Below are 15,076 nucleotides of genomic sequence, written 5' to 3' on the forward strand. Positions count from 1 at the left end.
TCACCTTTTCAGCTCATGAAGGAGGATTGCCAATTCTCCAAGCTCACCAATCTCCCACTTTATATTAATTGGCGTTCCCATTTCAATTTCTTTCTTGCCAAGCCCCGGCTCAGTTCCACCAAAGATAAACATCACCTTCTTCTCTTTCAATTTTTCCCTCAATTCCTCCCAATTAGTTGGTTTCCCAAACTTCGTGATTGTATAGATTTTGTCGGGCTGAACTACCTCAATTGCGTCGGGCAGATCTCCCACGATTAAGACATTTTTGCCTCTTTTGAATGCCTCCTTATGTATCTCCGGCACTCCCATTTGTGCTGCAGTACCTGTAGGCTTTGAAATCACTAATAAGTCAACGTCAAAGCCAAATGCTATTTTAGCAAACTCCTCAAGCTTCCTTGTTGCATTGATGTTGTGATACACAACGATTATCATTCCCTCACCTCCAAAGGCTCTTTAAAGGATTGAACCTTAATAACCTTTAGGTGGTTGCAATGATTACGCTGACTACAGACTTTGGAACCAAAGGACCATATGTCGGAGAGATGAAAGGGGCGATATTAAGCATAAATCCAAAAGCGATGCTCATTGATATCACCCACTCAATTACAAGACACAGCGTTCTTGAAGGATCTTTTGTGATGGAGCAGGTTGTAAAGTACTATCCAAAAGATACAGTTCATATTGGAGTAATTGATCCAGGAGTTGGTACGGAAAGAAAAGCACTAATCATAGAAGGCGATCAGTTCTTAGTGGTTCCCGATAACGGCTTGGCAACTCTTCCACTGAAACATATAAATCCAACGGCGGCATATGAAATCGACATCAAAAAGATGGAAGCAATAATTGGGAGAAAGATCAGCTCGACCTTTCATGGAAGAGACGTATTTGGTCCAGCGGGAGCTCTGCTGGATTTGGGTTACGAGCCCTCACGCTTAGGAAAGGAGATCAGCCTTGATGAAATAATAAAGCTCGATCTGAAGCCAAAGCAGAAAGATGGGAAATGGATTTTGAAAGTGATTTACATAGATGACTTCGGCAATGTTATCCTAAACTTAGAAGACTATGAGAGACCAAAGTACGTTGAAGTTGAAGGACTCAAAATCCCCTACCTTGATACTTATGGTCAGGTTAAAAAAGGTGAGCTTTTGGCTCTGCCGGGAAGTCATGACTACTTGGAAATAGCCGTCAATCAAGGCTCTGCTGCTGAGGTTTTGGGAGTTAAGGTTGGTGATGAGCTGGAGGTCAGGTTGTGGAGGTGATTGGATGCCAAAACGCGGCTTATTTGTTGGTCGCTTTCAGCCTGTTCATAACGGACACATAAAAGCTTTAGAATTCGTTTTTTCTCAGGTTGATGAGGTGATAATAGGTATAGGAAGTGCACAGGCAAGCCACACCCTGAAAAATCCGTTTACAACAAGTGAAAGAATGGAGATGCTGATAAGGGCATTAGATGAGGCGGGGTTTAAAAGAAAGTACTATCTAATTCCTCTGCCGGATATAAACTTTAACGCAATCTGGGCAACCTATGTGGTCAGCATGGTTCCAAAATTTGACGTGGTGTTTACTGGTAATTCCTTGGTGGCCCAGCTTTTCCGTGAGAAAGGTTATGAGGTCATAGTACAGCCAATGTTCAGGAAGGACATCCTTTCGGCTACAGAAATAAGAAAAAGAATGATCGAGGGCAAGCCTTGGGAAGAACTTGTTCCAAAGAGCGTTGCAGAATTCATAAAGGAAATAAAAGGAGTCGAAAGGATAAGAATGCTGGCGACAAATCTCGAGAAAAACGAGAAAGAGCTTCAGGCACCGATCAGGATTCCTGAGTTTTAGCTCCAGCTTCTGCTAAAATCCATGAATTCCCCTCTTTCTCATCTTCCTCTCGAGCAGTATATAACTAACTGTGCCCAAAGCAAAATATCCAAAAGAAAGCAGTAAAAACACTTTAATTTCAGATCCAATGTTGAGAATTGTTTTAGAACTCAACAACAAAGCTCTCAATAAATCAAGGCTCCATGTGAATGGCAGAGAATAGGCAAGGTATCGGAGGGGAATTGGAAGAATCGCTATTGGAAAATAAAGCCCACCCAAGAGGGGTGCAGCATTGCCAAGAAGTGAAACTATTTCATCTCCCTCCTTAACAACAAGTGTCAGCCCAAATATAAGAAAAGCAAAGCCAAAAGAAGCTATCAAAGAAATTAGAAATATTAGAACTGCCAAAATCAGCTTTTCTATATTTAGATGCTGAACATTTAAAAGCAAAGCTATGAGAATTAAGGGCAAAGAGCTCACTGTTGTTAGAGCAAAAGAAAGAAATGACCACCCTAATATGTACTCCCAAGGTTTTAGTGGGGTTAATATAAGTTCCTCAAGCTGTCCAATTCTCATATGCTCTCTGAGAGAAAAAATCGAACTCCAAACTGACTCGATGTAGTTCCAGTACGCTATCCCTAAAACGTAATACTCCAATAAATTTTCTGTCCCAATAATGCTCGAAAAATTCAAAAGTCCAAGCTTATTTCCAAACCATATGGCGATTATTACAGGGAGAACTCCCAATATGGGCATTAAAACGTTCCCATACCAGTCAATTTTATACCTTTTTGCTGTCAACAGAGATGCCTTAGCCAAGTACAAAAACCTCACCAAGCCTCCCACTCTCCATAAATTCTCAATTTCTGCTCAGCTTTTTTCAGCATTAAAGCACCAATTATGAAATAAATAATCGTTACAGCTGTTAAAATTCCTAAATCCTTTACAATATAGTCGAGAGAGGCTCCTTTAAAAATCATTCTTCCAATCTTTATTGTGTAAGTTAATGGAACCGCATATGCAGCAAAGCGGATGAACTTGGGGTAAGCACTCACATCGGCAGTGATTCCAGATGTTAGACCTAAAACCTCTTGAACGATAAAATTTATTCCACCAATTCTCCTAAACCACAGAATCAGAGCTCCCCAAAGAATTGAGAATGCAAACATATACAGTCCTGAGACTACATAGAGAAGGAGCATCTTTAGAGATAAAGCTTGAGAAATCCCAAGCATCCAAAAAATTAGCATTGTAACAACCGTTATGTATACACACTCAACGAGCATCCAAAGACCTTTTCCAATTAAAAACTCAAGGAGGGAGATGGGAGACAAAGCGATGCTTACCAATGTTCCCTCTTCCCGCTCCTCCTCGAAAGCTTCCTGCACACCGAAAAAGTACTGGTTAAGCCAGTACCACATAAGGGATCCTATTAAAACAGCCTCTCCAAACTCCACTGAAAAGGACTTAGCCGTAAGAATCCAGGGAGATATAATGAAAAAAGGTGTCAAAGCAAAGTTCAGCCAGACTATTCTATAGCGAAGTTGAATCTTAGCCTCCTTCCTAGCAATTGCCAATATCCTCATTAGAGAATCCTCCTCAAAATCGCATACAGATCATCACGTTCAATCATGATATTTTCTGCTCCAACTTCCGTAAGCTCCTTAATAACCTTAGTCAGCTCACTTTCGTCAACCGTCTTTTCAATTTTTTCTCCTCCAATAACAGCTTTTACTTTAACAGTTTTCATGTTTTTGAAGTTTCTAAGGGCATCATCAAGAATTATCTTGCCATCTTTCATAACTATTAACCTTGAATTTGAAGGCAGACTATGGAGTATGTGGCTCACGAGAACAATTGTTATTCCATCCCTGTTTAGCTCTTCAAGGAAGCTTACTATTTCAATCATTGACTTTGGGTCAAGTCCGTTCAGAATTTCATCAAGAAAAAGGATTTTTGGAGAATGAATAAGAGATTTTGCAAGTAGAAGCTTTCTCCTCATACCAGTTGAATAGTTTTCAACCAGCATGTCTTTAACATCAATTAAGTCCAATCGCTCTAAAAGCGCCAAAGCTTTCTTTTTTGCATCTCTAACTCCATAAATGCCACCGAATATTTCAAGATTCTCCATACCTGTGAGCTTCCAGTATAAGCTCCTCTCATTAGCCAAAGCTACACCAATGTGTTTAGCTAATTCTTTCCATTCCTCAACAACATCAAATCCCAGAACAGTGACTTCACCATTGTCTGGAATTAAGAGTCCAGTCATAATTTTAAGCAGTGTTGATTTTCCACTTCCATTTTCTCCTGCTATCACCACAAATTCACCCTGTTCAATTTCAAGGTCAATATTTCTAAGTGCCACAACATCTCCAAAGCGCTTTGAGACATTTCTGATTTTGACAATCGGCAAGGGTGACACCCCAAATGAATTTTTCTTTCACTTTTTTAAGGCTTACGAGCAGCTTCGATAAATAATACTCCTATCAGCAGGAACAAAAGGAAGCTCGCCGCATAGGGTAATGTAGCGTGGATGCTTGCCAAAGCTCCAGCCACAAAGGGTGTAAAAAGACCTATAAGCCTGCGATAGCTCGATATTGCTGCATGAAACTCGCTTGCTTTTTCCTTTGGAATGAGAGAAAACATCCAAGAGCGGTAAAATGGGAAAGCCAGTGTATCTCCGAAGCGTCCTATGAAGTAAGCAGCCAGCACAAGCCAAAATGGAGGTGAGAATGACATAATCAAGGCATAGATAGAAAGGAGAAGCATCCCACTTCCGATAACCCTAAAGCCTTTATCCTTTGGAATCCTTTCGCTCACATAAGTTGCCGTGATGGTTGCCACTGAAATTGCTCCTTCAATGAGCATCACTTCAAAGATTGTTTTGTGAAGTTTAAATATGACATAGTTGAGGAGGACAATTTCTGGAGCCAAAGACCATGCTAATGTAAACAAAGCTTCAATTAAAAGCAAAAATTTGAATTCTTTGTCTATTTTGAATGTAAAGCTCTCTGGAGTTATTCTTTCCTCCTTGCTAACAGAAGGAAGGAACTTCCAAAGATAGGCGATAGTAAAGACAGAGAAAAGACCAAAGGCAATGAAGGCTTTTCTGTAGTGTTCTACTGTATTCCAGATATACCCAAAGAGGTAGCCGAGGATAAGAAAACCAATTAGCTGGCTGATTTCTGGTAAGCGAAGATGCCACGCAAAGATTTCCTCGTATTTGTCCTCCGGGTAGATTATCTGCTCATAAGCTTGGTAAAGGGGTAAAAGAGAGCTGAGATTTCTTCAATGGTGTAGCCCAAAAAGAGCATAAGAGGAGCAATTGAGCCTTTGGCAAAGCCATAGAGGATGTATGCAATCCCATCGAGAGCATCTATCAGAATTAAACCAGTTTTAAGAGGGTACTCGTTGAAGAAGCGACCAATTAGATAAGTCAGTGGGATTGAGACGATATTGACTGCTGTGAAAAACGCTCCAACCTCTAAGACCGAATAACCCGAGTACATCATGTAAAGCGGAAGCAGATACCAGACTATAAGTTGCGGGGCTATGATCGTGTGGTAGAGCATGTACGCCTTGGCATCTCTTGGAACCTCGCTCCAGCGCATTAGAGGGCACCTTCTTCAAAGCTATCGTGATCTGAATTTAAAAGTTTATAATGAAACATGTCACAAAATATTTATAAGGTTGGTCATTCTAATGATCAAAATGGTGATGTTATGGTTCATCCAGATGACTATATTACGGAACATCTGCTTAATCTTCCAACTCTTCTAAAGCCATACAACAAACCAGAAAAGCGAGAGCTCTATGACTGGCTTGTCTCTAAGATCAATTTATATCTGAAATACGGGAAAGCTGATACAATCTTACTTCTTGGCATAAGAGGAGTTGGAAAGACAACGCTTTTAGCACAGCTCTACTTTGATGCAATTTCAAAAACGAATCCAAATCAGGTGCTCTATCTACCCCTTGATAGGCTCCAAGCTTTTGGGCTAAGCCTCTTAGATGTAGTAGAAGCTTATAAAAGGATGATAAAGCCAGAAAAAGCTGTGATGCTCTTCGATGAAGCTCAGTATGAGGAAAGCTGGGACTTGAAGCTCAAACTACTCCACGATGAGAGGAAATTTCTTATTGTTGTAACGGGTTCCTCGGCGATGAGGCTCAGAGAAAGTCCCGATTTGGCAAGAAGAGCTCTTCATAGAGAGCTTTTCCCAATGACTTTCAGAGAATATTATCGCCTCAAAACTGGTGAGTCTCTTCCAGAACTCATGTGGAAGATTCTTAATTTGGAAGAAACTGAGCTCCCACCCCTCAGGAAAGAGATTGCCGAGTACGTAAGAGTTGGTTCCATGCCACTTTCGCTTGAGATGGAAGAATGGGAAGTTTATGAGAGGCTCATCACGATGCTTGATAGAGTTGTTTACCGTGACCTTAGAGAAGTCCATGAATTCGACGCTGAAACGCTTGACAAAGTCTTCAACCTGCTCTACTTAATAGCAAATCCAAAGGCAGAAAGATTCAGCTACGAGAGACTTTCCAGAACACTTAGCTTGGCTAAAGGGACTGTTATAAAGCTTGTAAATGCTCTTGAGAAAGCTGGAATTGTTCAAAAAATTCCAATTCATGGCTCACTTTCTAAGAACATCAGGAGAAATCCGAAGATAAAGTTTCTTGCAGTTCCGATAAAATCCGCCCTTCTTTACAAAGCTGGCATAAACATCAACAAAGAAGAAGTCTTCGCCTCTCTTCTTGAAGATGTCGTGGCATTCTACCTTTATTTGATTGCAAAGGCAAAAAAGGGGAGACTAAGCTACGAGCCGAGTAAAGGAAGTGCTGATTTTGTGCTTGAGCTTGGTAGTGAAAAAATTGTTATTGAAGTTGGACTTGGAAAAGAAAAGAAATACCAAGTTGAGAGGACAATGGAAAGAGTTGGAGCAGAGAAGGGCATTGTAATCGGAAAGAGGTATCAGATTGATGAGAAAGTTGCCTTTTATCCATGGCAGGTGTTTGTGGCAGGGTTGTAGGGTACAAACAATGTTAATTCATCCAAAAAATTTTTAAGTAATTATCTGATTACATGTTATTAAGTGATAACATGAATGCCGAAAAGCTCGCCAAAATGCTTGATGGACTTGGACATCCACTCAGACTTAAGATAGTTGCACTGCTTGCAAGAGAAAATAGGGTGATGTACCTAAATGAGATAGCAAACAGTCTTGGGATAAGCAGGGCATTAGCTAAAGTTCACCTCAAAAAGCTTGAAAAAGCTGGGATAGTTAAGAGCAAGATCATACTTGATGAGGAGAAGGGGAAAGCTCTGAGATTTTATGAGCTTGTGCCTTTTGAAATCCATATCTCACCTGAAATCCTGAAGGAGGTGGTTGAATGAGAACAAGAGATGTTGTTATTTTAGCAAGTTGGTTAGCTGCAATAGTTATTTCAGCTGTCATAATTATAAAAGGCGGGGCAACATACGCAAACATAGGCATAGCACTGCTTCTGTTCTTCATGGCGAGTGGCATATCTTTTGCCGTGGGTTACTCATTATACGATACTGAAGAGCTAAAACTGTCCAAAGAACTCTCATCGCTGAATTCAAAGCTTGAGAAAATTGAAAAGAAAATTAGCAGCATAGAGGGGAAAGTTGAAAAAGTGGAGAAGTTTTTGGAAGAGTAATTCTGGGCAGGTTTTTACTTATTTTCAATTTATTAGTCTGGTTTCCAATTACTCGAAGTCTTATTTCTCAGAATAGGGGATTATAATTCATCTCCTCTTGTTAACAAAGTATTTTTAAGGCATTTGATTTAAGATTTTTTGATGATAAGGAGAGCAAAAATTGAGGACAAGAGTATTTTAGAAGAAATACACGGTGGAGAACCTCCATGGGAAAACTTTGAAGTTTACCTAAAAGCTATTAGGGACTCAGGTGGGGACATATTTCTTTACGGGGATAAGGGAGAGATTGAGCTTTTGCCGTTTAATGGGAAAGCTCACATCCATGTTCTTTGGGTTCAAGAAGGATATAGAGGCAAAGGTATCGGTTCAAAGCTTTTAGCATTCGCCGAGAAATGGGCAAAGAAACGAGGTCTGAAAGGACTAAGCGTCATTCCAGAAGATGGAAATGCCATGCGGTTTTATATGAAAAACGGATTTGGATTTAAAGAATGGCAGGTGAAAGTTATAAAGGATGTTGAAGGATGCGATGTAAAAGTGGAGTCCCATTATGACAATCCTCCGAAGTTTCCGAACGTTTCAGCCGTTTATACCTCCGGTCTTTTCCTTTGGAACCTCCACAAAAAAGCTCCCCGAGTTAGATTTAGAGACTTTACAATACTTCTTATTGATGAAGGAAGCTGTGTAAATGCTGTTATCTATGGGGAGAGACTCAACAGAAGAATTGTGAAAGTTGCTGAGTGTCTTGCCGGAAAAATTGGAAAGAAGTTATTCCTTCAAGTTTGGATGAAAGACTGGAAGATTTTAGAGGAAGAAGGCTTTAAAAAATCGGTAAAGTTGAGTGGATGGAGAAGATTTTCACTTGAACCACTATTTTAATTCCCTGTTCACACCTCTTCTTTTGTGAAACCTCTCTTTTTGATGCCACACATCAAAATGAAAAAGCCCGCTGTGCTCAAAACACCCAATCCAAACATTCCAGCAGCCAGCATTGAAATATCAACGCCATGCTCAATCAGCAATGCAAAAGTCAACTGTGATAAGGGAATTATAAGTGTAGCCAATGCATCAAAAATTCCCCTGTAAGTGCCGAGCTTTTTAAGCGGGATTATCCTCTGAAACAGGCTGTCAAATGAGACGTTTAGAATCCCACCTCCAAAGTTCAAAAGCAAGATTCCAGAGAAAAGTGAAACTAACGAAGGTAATCCCAAAAGCAGAACCGCAAAGCTTTCAAAGAGCATTCCAACGATAAGGGGTTTTGAGATCCCAATTTTACGCTTGTGGGCAAAGAGGGTTATTCCAACCACTCCAGCCAAGCTCCCCAAGGTTCCAGTGGATCTCAGCAAACCGTAAATGACCTCCTTCCTGGTTAGACTTTTAAGAGCGTTGAAGACAAAAATCCTCGCTGGAGCTATTGCAAAGTTGAATAGCAAAATTAGCACAATTCCTGCAAAAACAACTTTGGGAGAGATTGTAGGCTGGGTTGATTTGTTTTCATTCTCAGCTATCTCCCTCCGCCTCACTACAACGTTGATGTATGGAGCAAGAAGCAGTGCCCCAATTAAGAGAAAAACTGCATCCAAAAGCATAAGCTTAACCCCAAAAAGGTAAGCAAGATAACCCACAACGGGAAACGCAAGAAGAGAAGTTACCTCTCCGACGGTTTGTACCTTTGCGTTGAGCTTCTGAAGCTCAGACTCTTCAAGAGTCATGGAGGCTATAAGCGTAAAGCCGAAGTATCTGTGAAGAATGTCAAGGGCGGAGATAAGCGAAATTAAAACGTAAAAGCCCAGATATTTGAAGCGAACTTTATTATTGTCAGAGCAAAGAAAGACTGAATGAACAATGCGAGAAAAGCAAGTCTAACTTTTTTCTCAGTCTTATCAAGAAAGCGACCCATCAACGGAGGGAATATAACCCAGGGAAGCATGGAAGCCAATGAGTAGCCAGCAACACTTAAGAGGGAACTCGTTTGGTTAAGGAGATGCCAAGGTAAGGCAATACTTTCAATTGCATCTCCAGTGACTCTGAGCACAGTTGTGAGAAGCAAAAGGGGGTAGAGTTTAGATTTCATCGAAGCCACCAATGAGTTCTCTTTTACTTTTGGAATTACCTCAGATAAAAGTTATAAACTTTCTGGAGAACTTTAAACATGCCATTCACACCTTTCCACTTTGGGCCAGCGTTATTATTTGCGGCACTTTTTGGATATTTGGATTTCCTGACTTTCATGATTGCTAATGTAATAGTAGACTTTGAGCCATTCTTGGTTTTGATCCTTGGCTTAGACCTGCGCTATGGCTATCCACTTCACGGCTTCTTTCACACTTTTATTGGAGGCTCTCTGGTTGCCTTAGCTTTGGCTGAGGTTATAGCAAAATTCTACAAACATCTGGGAAAGGAGATAAGTGTCAAAAAGCTTAAAATTACAGCCCTGAGTGGGGTCTGGCTTCACATAGTTCTTGATTCATTCCTCTACACAGACATAAAGCCCTTCTTTCCTCTGAGCTGGAATCCATTTTATGGTGTATTTTCTGCTTTCGAAGTTTATGGATTTTGCATAGTGGCTTTCCTTTTAGGGATGTCATTGTATCTGCTGATAAACTTAAAGTTCCATCCTAAACACTAAAACGTCTGGCTCCTTAAAGTTCGTCCAGTTTTTAAAACCAAGCTCCTTTAAGGGCTCAATCAAATCTTGCTTATCTTCGGGGAGCATTATATCAATGCTATCATAGCCGATTTTTTCAGCCTCAAAACTCATCGCAGGCAAAAGGGTCTCTATGCTCTCAGCAGAAAGCCTAAAAGGTGTAAATGTGGGCTCATTTTCATACATTGGGGCATAAGAGAACTTAAATCCACTGTATTCTCTAATTTCTGCCTTTTTGTTCAGCCACTTAAGACTTTCTTTGCATTTATGCAGAAACTTCCAGCCGTAGGGGATGTAATCTTTATAGTCGAGCTCATCTAAAGAGTGAATTTTTGAAGGTCTTGGGTGTTCTCCATCTCCAAGCGCTCTCTTAATGTAGTAAAACCGCTCCACAATCTTAAAACCATCCTTTTTTGCCATTGTAATACTCTCTTTGTTGAGGAAGTAGGTTGAGAACTCCAATGTAGTTATAATGCCTTTCTCTGCCAATTCTTCTCCTCTCTGGAGCATAAAATTATGGAGAACCCTCCCAAAGCCGCGTTTTTGGTAGTTAGGATGAACTCTAAGCCCTTCAAGCCAGCCGACTTTGTCAGGTAAGATAGTGAGCTTTGCCGTTCCGATAACTTTTCCTTCCAGCTCGAGAACATAGAAGTTTCCGTCCTTAAGCCAATTCTCAAAAACCCGAGCGAGGTAGTCCTCGCCTTCCCATGTTAGCTTTGCAATTTCCTCGATGAAGGGCTTATCTTCAGGTTTAGCTTCCCTGATAAGGGGCTTCATTCTTATCCCCAAACATTTTTTATGAGTTTCAAGATATAAATCTTTGAGACGCTGATATGATCTCTAAATCCCACCTTAAAGTTCTCCGCAAACTATATGAACGGCTGAAGGATAGCAATGTGAACTGGGTCGTTACCGGGAGTCTCGGCTTTGCATTTCAGGGCCTTTCCATTGAGCCCAATGATATTGATATCCAGACAGACAAAAAAGGAGCTTATGAGATTGAGTGTCTCTTTTCTGAGTTCGTTATCAAGAAAGTGACGTTCTCATCAAGGGAGAAGATTTGCTCACACTTTGGAGCGCGGATGATTGATTGGATTAAAGTTGAGATAATGGGAGATATTCAAAAGAAGGTCTATGATGAGTGGGAACCTCCTGTGGATATAAATAGGTACAAACGCTTTGTGCAAATCGAAGGCATGAAAATCCCCGTTTTGGATTTAGAATATGAGTACCAAGCCTATCTCAAGCTTGGCAGGATTGAAAAAGCGAGGATGCTGAAGAAGTTTTTTAGAAAAAAGATAAGAGCAAGTCATTAGGATCTAAACCTTCCTTGCAACCACTATTATGCGTGGCGCTTTTAGTGAGAGTTCCCTTCCATCAAAGCCTCCATAAACCTTTTCTATTTCAAAACCCGCTCTTTTTAGGAGCTCTTTTAGTTCCGTGAATGTGTAGATTCTCATTGAAAAAGAAAACCCCCTCCTCTTGTTGTCTCTAATGATTATTCTTCTCGTGTTTGCCCTGCCCGAAAAACATCAAAGTCCGTTATGTCGATCATCATATCCTTCCTTTCTCAAGCACATAATACCGTTGAATGTTCTTTACAAAAACTCCGTATTTGGAACATCAAGAACAAAGTGCCCGCTGGGTTTTAGAGCAGCGTACACATTTTTCAGCACTCTAAAGTTTTCCTCGTCACTAAAGTAGCCGAAGCTGGTGAAAAGCAAGAGTACAATGTCAAACTTATTCTTAAAATCAAGCGCAATCTCGAGGAAGCCGTCCATAATGTCAACACCAACAACCTCATGCCCCAATTCCGCCAGCTTTATTGCATCCTTCCAAAGCCGCAGGCCAAATCTAAAATCCTCTTTGGCTCCTCCAATTCAAGAGCTTTTACCAGAAACTCAACTTCCTTTTGTGCTCTCTCCTCGGTCAGCTTTTCAGATTAGAAGTACATGTAGTCATCAACGTTGAAGACCTCTTCAATGTTAAAGGTCATCCCATATCCCCCCTTAAAATATTCACAACTTCCACAGTCCTCCTTGCTAAATAATCAACCAATATTTGTATCTTTGATTCTTTTACAGTTTTCTCTTTTTCTTGATATCCAGGCACAACAGCAACACCAGCCACAAAAATCCTATCTTCAGCCCGCTTGACAACCTCCACCCATCCGTTCTCCCAGAATTCCTTTTTCCAGATTAACTTTCCATCAAAGCCCAGCTTGGTAACAATGGCACTTCCGTCGAGTTCTCCACCAACGAGTATTCCATCACTAAGGATTTGAATGGCCGTTCCAACACCCTCTCCGAGCGCTGTTTCCCACTTCCCGATTAGGGAAACCCAAAACTCCCCATTCTTGTCGCCCGTAATGAGAATTTTGCCGTTTAAATCCGTGACATCGAGGGCTATTCCATCGCCAAGAATCCTGTCTTTGATTGTGTTTCCTTTCTCATCAAGCTCAAAAGCCACTACACTCCAGCCGGTATCTTTCACGCTCCCTATCAGAGTGAAGCCGTCTCTACCTTCAACAATGCCTCCAAAAATTGCATCCTCCCATGCACCGAGCGTTCTCTTCCAGAGCTGGTCACCCTTAAGGTCTGTCTTCATAACGAAGAAACCTCTTCTGCTGCCGCCCGAGACCTCACCGCCCAGAAGAATGCCGTCATCAAGGGGGACTATGGAGTACACACACTCATTGCCCAGAATGCGGTACTTCCTCTCCCAGATTTTGTTTCCATTCCCATCTACCTTTGCAAGGTAAGCCTTCCAGCTCTTCCCGCCGTCTGGAGTCGCTACTCCCTCGACGGCTCCACCGATGAGGTAGCCATCGTCCACCTTAGCTATCGAATGCCCCTCCCAGTCATCTTTGCCGCCAAAGAACTTGAACCACTCAAGCTCCTCTTCATAGTTCAATTTGATGAGCATAATCTTGTAGTTCTCATTCTTCACACTACCAATGATTAAAATGCAGTCTTTTGTAGACATTCCAGGTGCTGGAACGGTTTCTTCTTCCAAATGTGTAGATTCTCATGGTTTGACCCCTATAGTCACCACTATTCTCTCGCTTGTATAGTGGCTTTTCACGTCAAATCCAGCTTTTCTAAGGATGAACTCCACAATCCATGGTGCCCAGACATTAATCTTCACTCTAAAGAAATAGCCCTTCTCGAGGTTAATGAAAAGCCGCTCTACTTGGCCCTTTGTCGTATCGAGGGAAACATGGAAAGAAATGAATGGATCTTCAACGAGCACGTGCTTATAGCCGTCATGTAAAAGCTTAACCCAGTCCGCATACTCAATGAACAGGGCTCCCCCGGGCTTCAGCACCCTGAAGGCCTCCTGGACAATCCTGTCAAAATCATAAACGCTCAGGTGGGGGAGAGGGTTCCCTAAAAGCGCAACTAAATCAAAGCTCTCATTTGGAAAATCGAGCTTCCTGGCGTCCATGACCATGAATTTTGCTTTATATCCAATATCTCCTGCGATTTCCTTCGCCTTTTCCACAAGCTCTTCCTGAACGTCAATTCCAGTAACTTCAAAGCCAAGTTCTTCAAGAGCAAAGGTTGAGATTCCCATGCCACAGCCGATGTCCAAAGCCTTACCGCTTTTTATGGGGAGAAACTTCCCAAGTAGGGCTTTCTGCTTCTCCATTCTTCTCTTCCCGGCTTCACTCCTCGGGTCGTACATCCAGAGCTTTTCCTTATAGGTTGGTTCAAAAGTCTCTCCAAGATCCCTGAACATAGCTTCACCCGAGATTACTACATCAGAAAGTTTTAAAACTCTTTTGGGACAGTTAAAAGGGATTGCCCCGTTAAGATGCAATTCCCGGAACGGCAAAAGCTCGAGTGAAAAAGAGTTCTTGTTGGTTGAGGAGACAGGCGCAATAAGGGAAGAGGTACAATTGGTGATGTTATACTGCCCACTCATCATTCAAGGGGACGGGAATAAAGTCAGAGATTACTCAAGCCGGGGAATTCTCGGCGTTGAAATGGAAGCTTCAGCTTTGATGAGTGTTGCCAGCTTTAGAGGAGTTGATTTGGCAGTTGCATTGGCAGTATCGGACGAACTTTATAAAGGGAAATGGAATCCCGGATTCGGGAGTAAGAAGTTAAAAAGAACTGAAAGACTCTTAGTCAAAGCTGCTTTGGAGACATTGATATCACTTTGAAATATTGGGTTAAATTTCTTCGAATTTTCGTTCATTTCAATTTCCATCTTCAAAAAACTAATAAATCAAAAGATAAGACAGAATATAAGGGTGGTATTCGTGGATAATGGCGTGGAAAACCTTATCAGGCTTTGGGAGTCCCTTGCCCCAGGAGAGAGCATTTTGGCTGAATATGATTCTCTGGTGCTTCCTTACAAAGGATTTCACTATCTAATTAGCTGGGCTGAGAAAAGAGGACACTCAATAATGATTATTGATGTCCTTGATACATTGTACCTTTACAAAACTCAGCTCAAGCTTGCTGGAGTTGACACCGGCATCATTGATAAAGCATCAGTGGTTAAAATTGGAGGGAGGCTCAAAGTTGGAAACGTGTTGAAAAGGCTTCCAGCAAATGACATCCCCAAACTCCTCAAAGATTTTGAAGGATTTTACAGTGAATATCTCCGGAAAGTTCAAAATCACTCCGGTATAGTTATAGTATTGGGGCTTTCAAAACTTCTGCTTCTTGCAGAATCCAAGTTTGAGGGACTCATGGTAATTGATCTGCTTATTAAATACACCGGAACTTCTGGAAGGATAGCGTTTTATTTTGTAAATGTTGATGTGCTGGAGAACAGCTCCCGGTATTTAATTCCGCTCTTGGAGGAGCTTGCAACCACCGTGATAAGGGTGGAAAGAGCAAGAAAAGAGGAGGATATAGAACCTTATGTCTATGTTACCGTTGCAAAGGCCATTAATGCTGAGCTTGAAGGGTTTAAGATTAAGATCTAACC

21 protein-coding genes and 1 pseudogene are annotated in these 15,076 nt (G+C 41.4%); 10 read left to right on the forward strand and 12 right to left on the reverse strand.

Features of this window, described 5'->3' with window-relative positions:
* Positions 1-432, reverse strand: a complete 432-nt coding sequence (locus TERMP_RS06125) for a RecB-family nuclease (protein ID WP_013467503.1) — start codon at positions 430-432, stop codon at positions 1-3.
* Positions 433-491: 59 nt separating this feature from the next.
* Here TERMP_RS06125 and TERMP_RS06130 point away from each other — a divergent pair, with 59 nt between their 5' ends.
* The gene (locus TERMP_RS06130; protein WP_013467504.1) at positions 492-1,259 is read left to right on the forward strand and encodes an SAM hydrolase/SAM-dependent halogenase family protein; all 768 of its coding nucleotides are present in this window, start codon (positions 492-494) and stop codon (positions 1,257-1,259) included.
* A gap of 4 nt (positions 1,260-1,263) precedes the next feature.
* Complete coding sequence (locus tag TERMP_RS06135; RefSeq protein WP_013467505.1) at positions 1,264-1,827, forward strand: nicotinamide-nucleotide adenylyltransferase; 564 nt, start codon at positions 1,264-1,266, stop codon at positions 1,825-1,827.
* A 12-nt stretch (positions 1,828-1,839) separates the two neighbouring features.
* Here the strand turns inward: TERMP_RS06135 and TERMP_RS06140 are convergent, their stop codons facing one another.
* From TERMP_RS06140 to TERMP_RS06155, 4 genes and pseudogenes are all read right to left on the reverse strand, one after another.
* A complete protein-coding gene (locus tag TERMP_RS06140) occupies positions 1,840-2,640 on the reverse strand; it encodes an ABC transporter permease (RefSeq protein ID WP_237702785.1) in 801 nt (266 codons plus the stop codon).
* Complete coding sequence (locus TERMP_RS06145; RefSeq protein WP_013467507.1) at positions 2,637-3,392, reverse strand: ABC transporter permease; 756 nt, start codon at positions 3,390-3,392, stop codon at positions 2,637-2,639. The genes TERMP_RS06140 and TERMP_RS06145 overlap by 4 nt, the downstream gene beginning before the upstream one ends.
* The gene (locus TERMP_RS06150; protein WP_013467508.1) at positions 3,392-4,219 is read right to left on the reverse strand and encodes an ABC transporter ATP-binding protein; all 828 of its coding nucleotides are present in this window, start codon (positions 4,217-4,219) and stop codon (positions 3,392-3,394) included. Before TERMP_RS06150 ends, TERMP_RS06145 begins: the two co-directional genes overlap by 1 nt.
* A gap of 35 nt (positions 4,220-4,254) precedes the next feature.
* Positions 4,255-5,417, reverse strand: a pseudogene (locus TERMP_RS06155) (MFS transporter).
* 57 nt (positions 5,418-5,474) lie between these two features.
* Here TERMP_RS06155 and TERMP_RS06160 point away from each other — a divergent pair.
* The 4 genes from TERMP_RS06160 (at position 5,475) to TERMP_RS11295 (ending at position 8,364) form a co-directional block, all read left to right on the forward strand.
* Complete coding sequence (locus TERMP_RS06160) at positions 5,475-6,836, forward strand: ATP-binding protein (protein ID WP_237702786.1); 1,362 nt, start codon at positions 5,475-5,477, stop codon at positions 6,834-6,836.
* A gap of 53 nt (positions 6,837-6,889) precedes the next feature.
* The gene (locus TERMP_RS06165; RefSeq protein WP_237702787.1) at positions 6,890-7,201 is read left to right on the forward strand and encodes an ArsR/SmtB family transcription factor; all 312 of its coding nucleotides are present in this window, start codon (positions 6,890-6,892) and stop codon (positions 7,199-7,201) included.
* Positions 7,198-7,488 carry a hypothetical protein gene (locus TERMP_RS06170; RefSeq protein ID WP_013467513.1) on the forward strand — a complete coding sequence of 97 codons (291 nt, stop codon included), beginning with the start codon at positions 7,198-7,200 and terminating at the stop codon, positions 7,486-7,488. The genes TERMP_RS06165 and TERMP_RS06170 overlap by 4 nt, the downstream gene beginning before the upstream one ends.
* A gap of 141 nt (positions 7,489-7,629) precedes the next feature.
* Complete coding sequence (locus TERMP_RS11295) at positions 7,630-8,364, forward strand: GNAT family N-acetyltransferase (protein ID WP_013467514.1); 735 nt, start codon at positions 7,630-7,632, stop codon at positions 8,362-8,364.
* Positions 8,365-8,372: 8 nt separating this feature from the next.
* On the opposite strand, the gene TERMP_RS06180 is transcribed toward TERMP_RS11295, so the two are convergent.
* Entirely contained in the window at positions 8,373-9,197 is an 825-nt protein-coding gene (locus TERMP_RS06180; protein WP_013467515.1) for an MFS transporter, read from the reverse strand.
* Positions 9,198-9,259: 62 nt separating this feature from the next.
* Positions 9,260-9,559, reverse strand: coding sequence for a hypothetical protein (locus TERMP_RS11690; RefSeq protein ID WP_013467516.1), 300 nt, complete (start codon positions 9,557-9,559; stop codon positions 9,260-9,262).
* 78 nt (positions 9,560-9,637) lie between these two features.
* Here TERMP_RS11690 and TERMP_RS06185 point away from each other — a divergent pair, with 78 nt between their 5' ends.
* On the forward strand, positions 9,638-10,114 hold the full coding sequence (locus tag TERMP_RS06185; protein WP_048159778.1) for a hypothetical protein: 477 nt from the start codon (positions 9,638-9,640) through the stop codon (positions 10,112-10,114).
* Here TERMP_RS06185 and TERMP_RS06190 read toward each other — a convergent pair.
* Positions 10,091-10,909 carry a GNAT family N-acetyltransferase gene (locus tag TERMP_RS06190; protein ID WP_013467519.1) on the reverse strand — a complete coding sequence of 273 codons (819 nt, stop codon included), beginning with the start codon at positions 10,907-10,909 and terminating at the stop codon, positions 10,091-10,093. The two genes, TERMP_RS06185 and TERMP_RS06190, sit on opposite strands and share 24 nt — an antisense overlap.
* A 119-nt stretch (positions 10,910-11,028) precedes the next feature.
* Here TERMP_RS06190 and TERMP_RS06195 point away from each other — a divergent pair, with 119 nt between their 5' ends.
* Positions 11,029-11,448 carry a nucleotidyltransferase domain-containing protein gene (locus TERMP_RS06195; protein ID WP_237702788.1) on the forward strand — a complete coding sequence of 140 codons (420 nt, stop codon included), beginning with the start codon at positions 11,029-11,031 and terminating at the stop codon, positions 11,446-11,448.
* A gap of 3 nt (positions 11,449-11,451) precedes the next feature.
* Here TERMP_RS06195 and TERMP_RS11535 read toward each other — a convergent pair whose 3' ends face one another.
* The 4 genes from TERMP_RS11535 to TERMP_RS06210 all read right to left on the reverse strand — a co-directional run bounded on the left by TERMP_RS11535 (position 11,452) and on the right by TERMP_RS06210 (position 13,873).
* Entirely contained in the window at positions 11,452-11,592 is a 141-nt protein-coding gene (locus TERMP_RS11535) for a hypothetical protein (protein ID WP_013467521.1), read from the reverse strand.
* Positions 11,593-11,730: 138 nt separating this feature from the next.
* Entirely contained in the window at positions 11,731-11,943 is a 213-nt protein-coding gene (locus TERMP_RS11300; protein ID WP_013467522.1) for a class I SAM-dependent methyltransferase, read from the reverse strand.
* Between the two features lie 181 nt (positions 11,944-12,124).
* Positions 12,125-13,117, reverse strand: coding sequence for a hypothetical protein (locus tag TERMP_RS06205; protein WP_148221073.1), 993 nt, complete (start codon positions 13,115-13,117; stop codon positions 12,125-12,127).
* 42 nt (positions 13,118-13,159) lie between these two features.
* Positions 13,160-13,873 (reverse strand): class I SAM-dependent methyltransferase, encoded by a 714-nt coding sequence (locus TERMP_RS06210; RefSeq protein WP_013467524.1) that lies wholly within the window; start codon positions 13,871-13,873, stop codon positions 13,160-13,162.
* A gap of 166 nt (positions 13,874-14,039) precedes the next feature.
* On the opposite strand from TERMP_RS06210, the gene TERMP_RS06215 reads away from it, so the two are divergent.
* Entirely contained in the window at positions 14,040-14,300 is a 261-nt protein-coding gene (locus TERMP_RS06215) for a phosphorylase family protein (RefSeq protein ID WP_373419381.1), read from the forward strand.
* 99 nt (positions 14,301-14,399) lie between these two features.
* Positions 14,400-15,074, forward strand: coding sequence for a DUF257 family protein (locus TERMP_RS06220; protein ID WP_013467526.1), 675 nt, complete (start codon positions 14,400-14,402; stop codon positions 15,072-15,074).
* Positions 15,075-15,076 lie beyond the last annotated feature (2 nt).

The organism is Thermococcus barophilus MP, from assembly GCF_000151105.2.
Lineage (GTDB): Archaea > Methanobacteriota_B > Thermococci > Thermococcales > Thermococcaceae > Thermococcus_B > Thermococcus_B barophilus.

Excerpts from the sequence above, each read along its gene's own strand:
- TERMP_RS06145 (WP_013467507.1), bottom strand. The coding sequence starts at position 3,392 with ATGAGGATATTGGCAATTGCTAGGAAGGAGGCTAAGATTCAACTTCGC.
- TERMP_RS11535 (WP_013467521.1), bottom strand. The coding sequence starts at position 11,592 with ATGAGAATCTACACATTCACGGAACTAAAAGAGCTCCTAAAAAGAGCG.
- TERMP_RS06130 (WP_013467504.1), top strand. The coding sequence starts at position 492 with ATGATTACGCTGACTACAGACTTTGGAACCAAAGGACCATATGTCGGA.
- TERMP_RS11295 (WP_013467514.1), top strand. The coding sequence starts at position 7,630 with ATGATAAGGAGAGCAAAAATTGAGGACAAGAGTATTTTAGAAGAAATA.
- TERMP_RS06185 (WP_048159778.1), top strand. The coding sequence starts at position 9,638 with ATGCCATTCACACCTTTCCACTTTGGGCCAGCGTTATTATTTGCGGCA.
- TERMP_RS06125 (WP_013467503.1), bottom strand. The coding sequence starts at position 432 with ATGATAATCGTTGTGTATCACAACATCAATGCAACAAGGAAGCTTGAG.
- TERMP_RS06205 (WP_148221073.1), bottom strand. The coding sequence starts at position 13,117 with ATGTCTACAAAAGACTGCATTTTAATCATTGGTAGTGTGAAGAATGAG.
- TERMP_RS06170 (WP_013467513.1), top strand. The coding sequence starts at position 7,198 with ATGAGAACAAGAGATGTTGTTATTTTAGCAAGTTGGTTAGCTGCAATA.
- TERMP_RS06190 (WP_013467519.1), bottom strand. The coding sequence starts at position 10,909 with ATGAAGCCCCTTATCAGGGAAGCTAAACCTGAAGATAAGCCCTTCATC.
- TERMP_RS06180 (WP_013467515.1), bottom strand. The coding sequence starts at position 9,197 with ATGACTCTTGAAGAGTCTGAGCTTCAGAAGCTCAACGCAAAGGTACAA.
- TERMP_RS06135 (WP_013467505.1), top strand. The coding sequence starts at position 1,264 with ATGCCAAAACGCGGCTTATTTGTTGGTCGCTTTCAGCCTGTTCATAAC.
- TERMP_RS06210 (WP_013467524.1), bottom strand. The coding sequence starts at position 13,873 with ATGTTCAGGGATCTTGGAGAGACTTTTGAACCAACCTATAAGGAAAAG.
- TERMP_RS06215 (WP_373419381.1), top strand. The coding sequence starts at position 14,040 with ATGTTATACTGCCCACTCATCATTCAAGGGGACGGGAATAAAGTCAGA.
- TERMP_RS06160 (WP_237702786.1), top strand. The coding sequence starts at position 5,475 with ATGTCACAAAATATTTATAAGGTTGGTCATTCTAATGATCAAAATGGT.
- TERMP_RS11690 (WP_013467516.1), bottom strand. The coding sequence starts at position 9,559 with ATGAAATCTAAACTCTACCCCCTTTTGCTTCTCACAACTGTGCTCAGA.
- TERMP_RS06165 (WP_237702787.1), top strand. The coding sequence starts at position 6,890 with ATGTTATTAAGTGATAACATGAATGCCGAAAAGCTCGCCAAAATGCTT.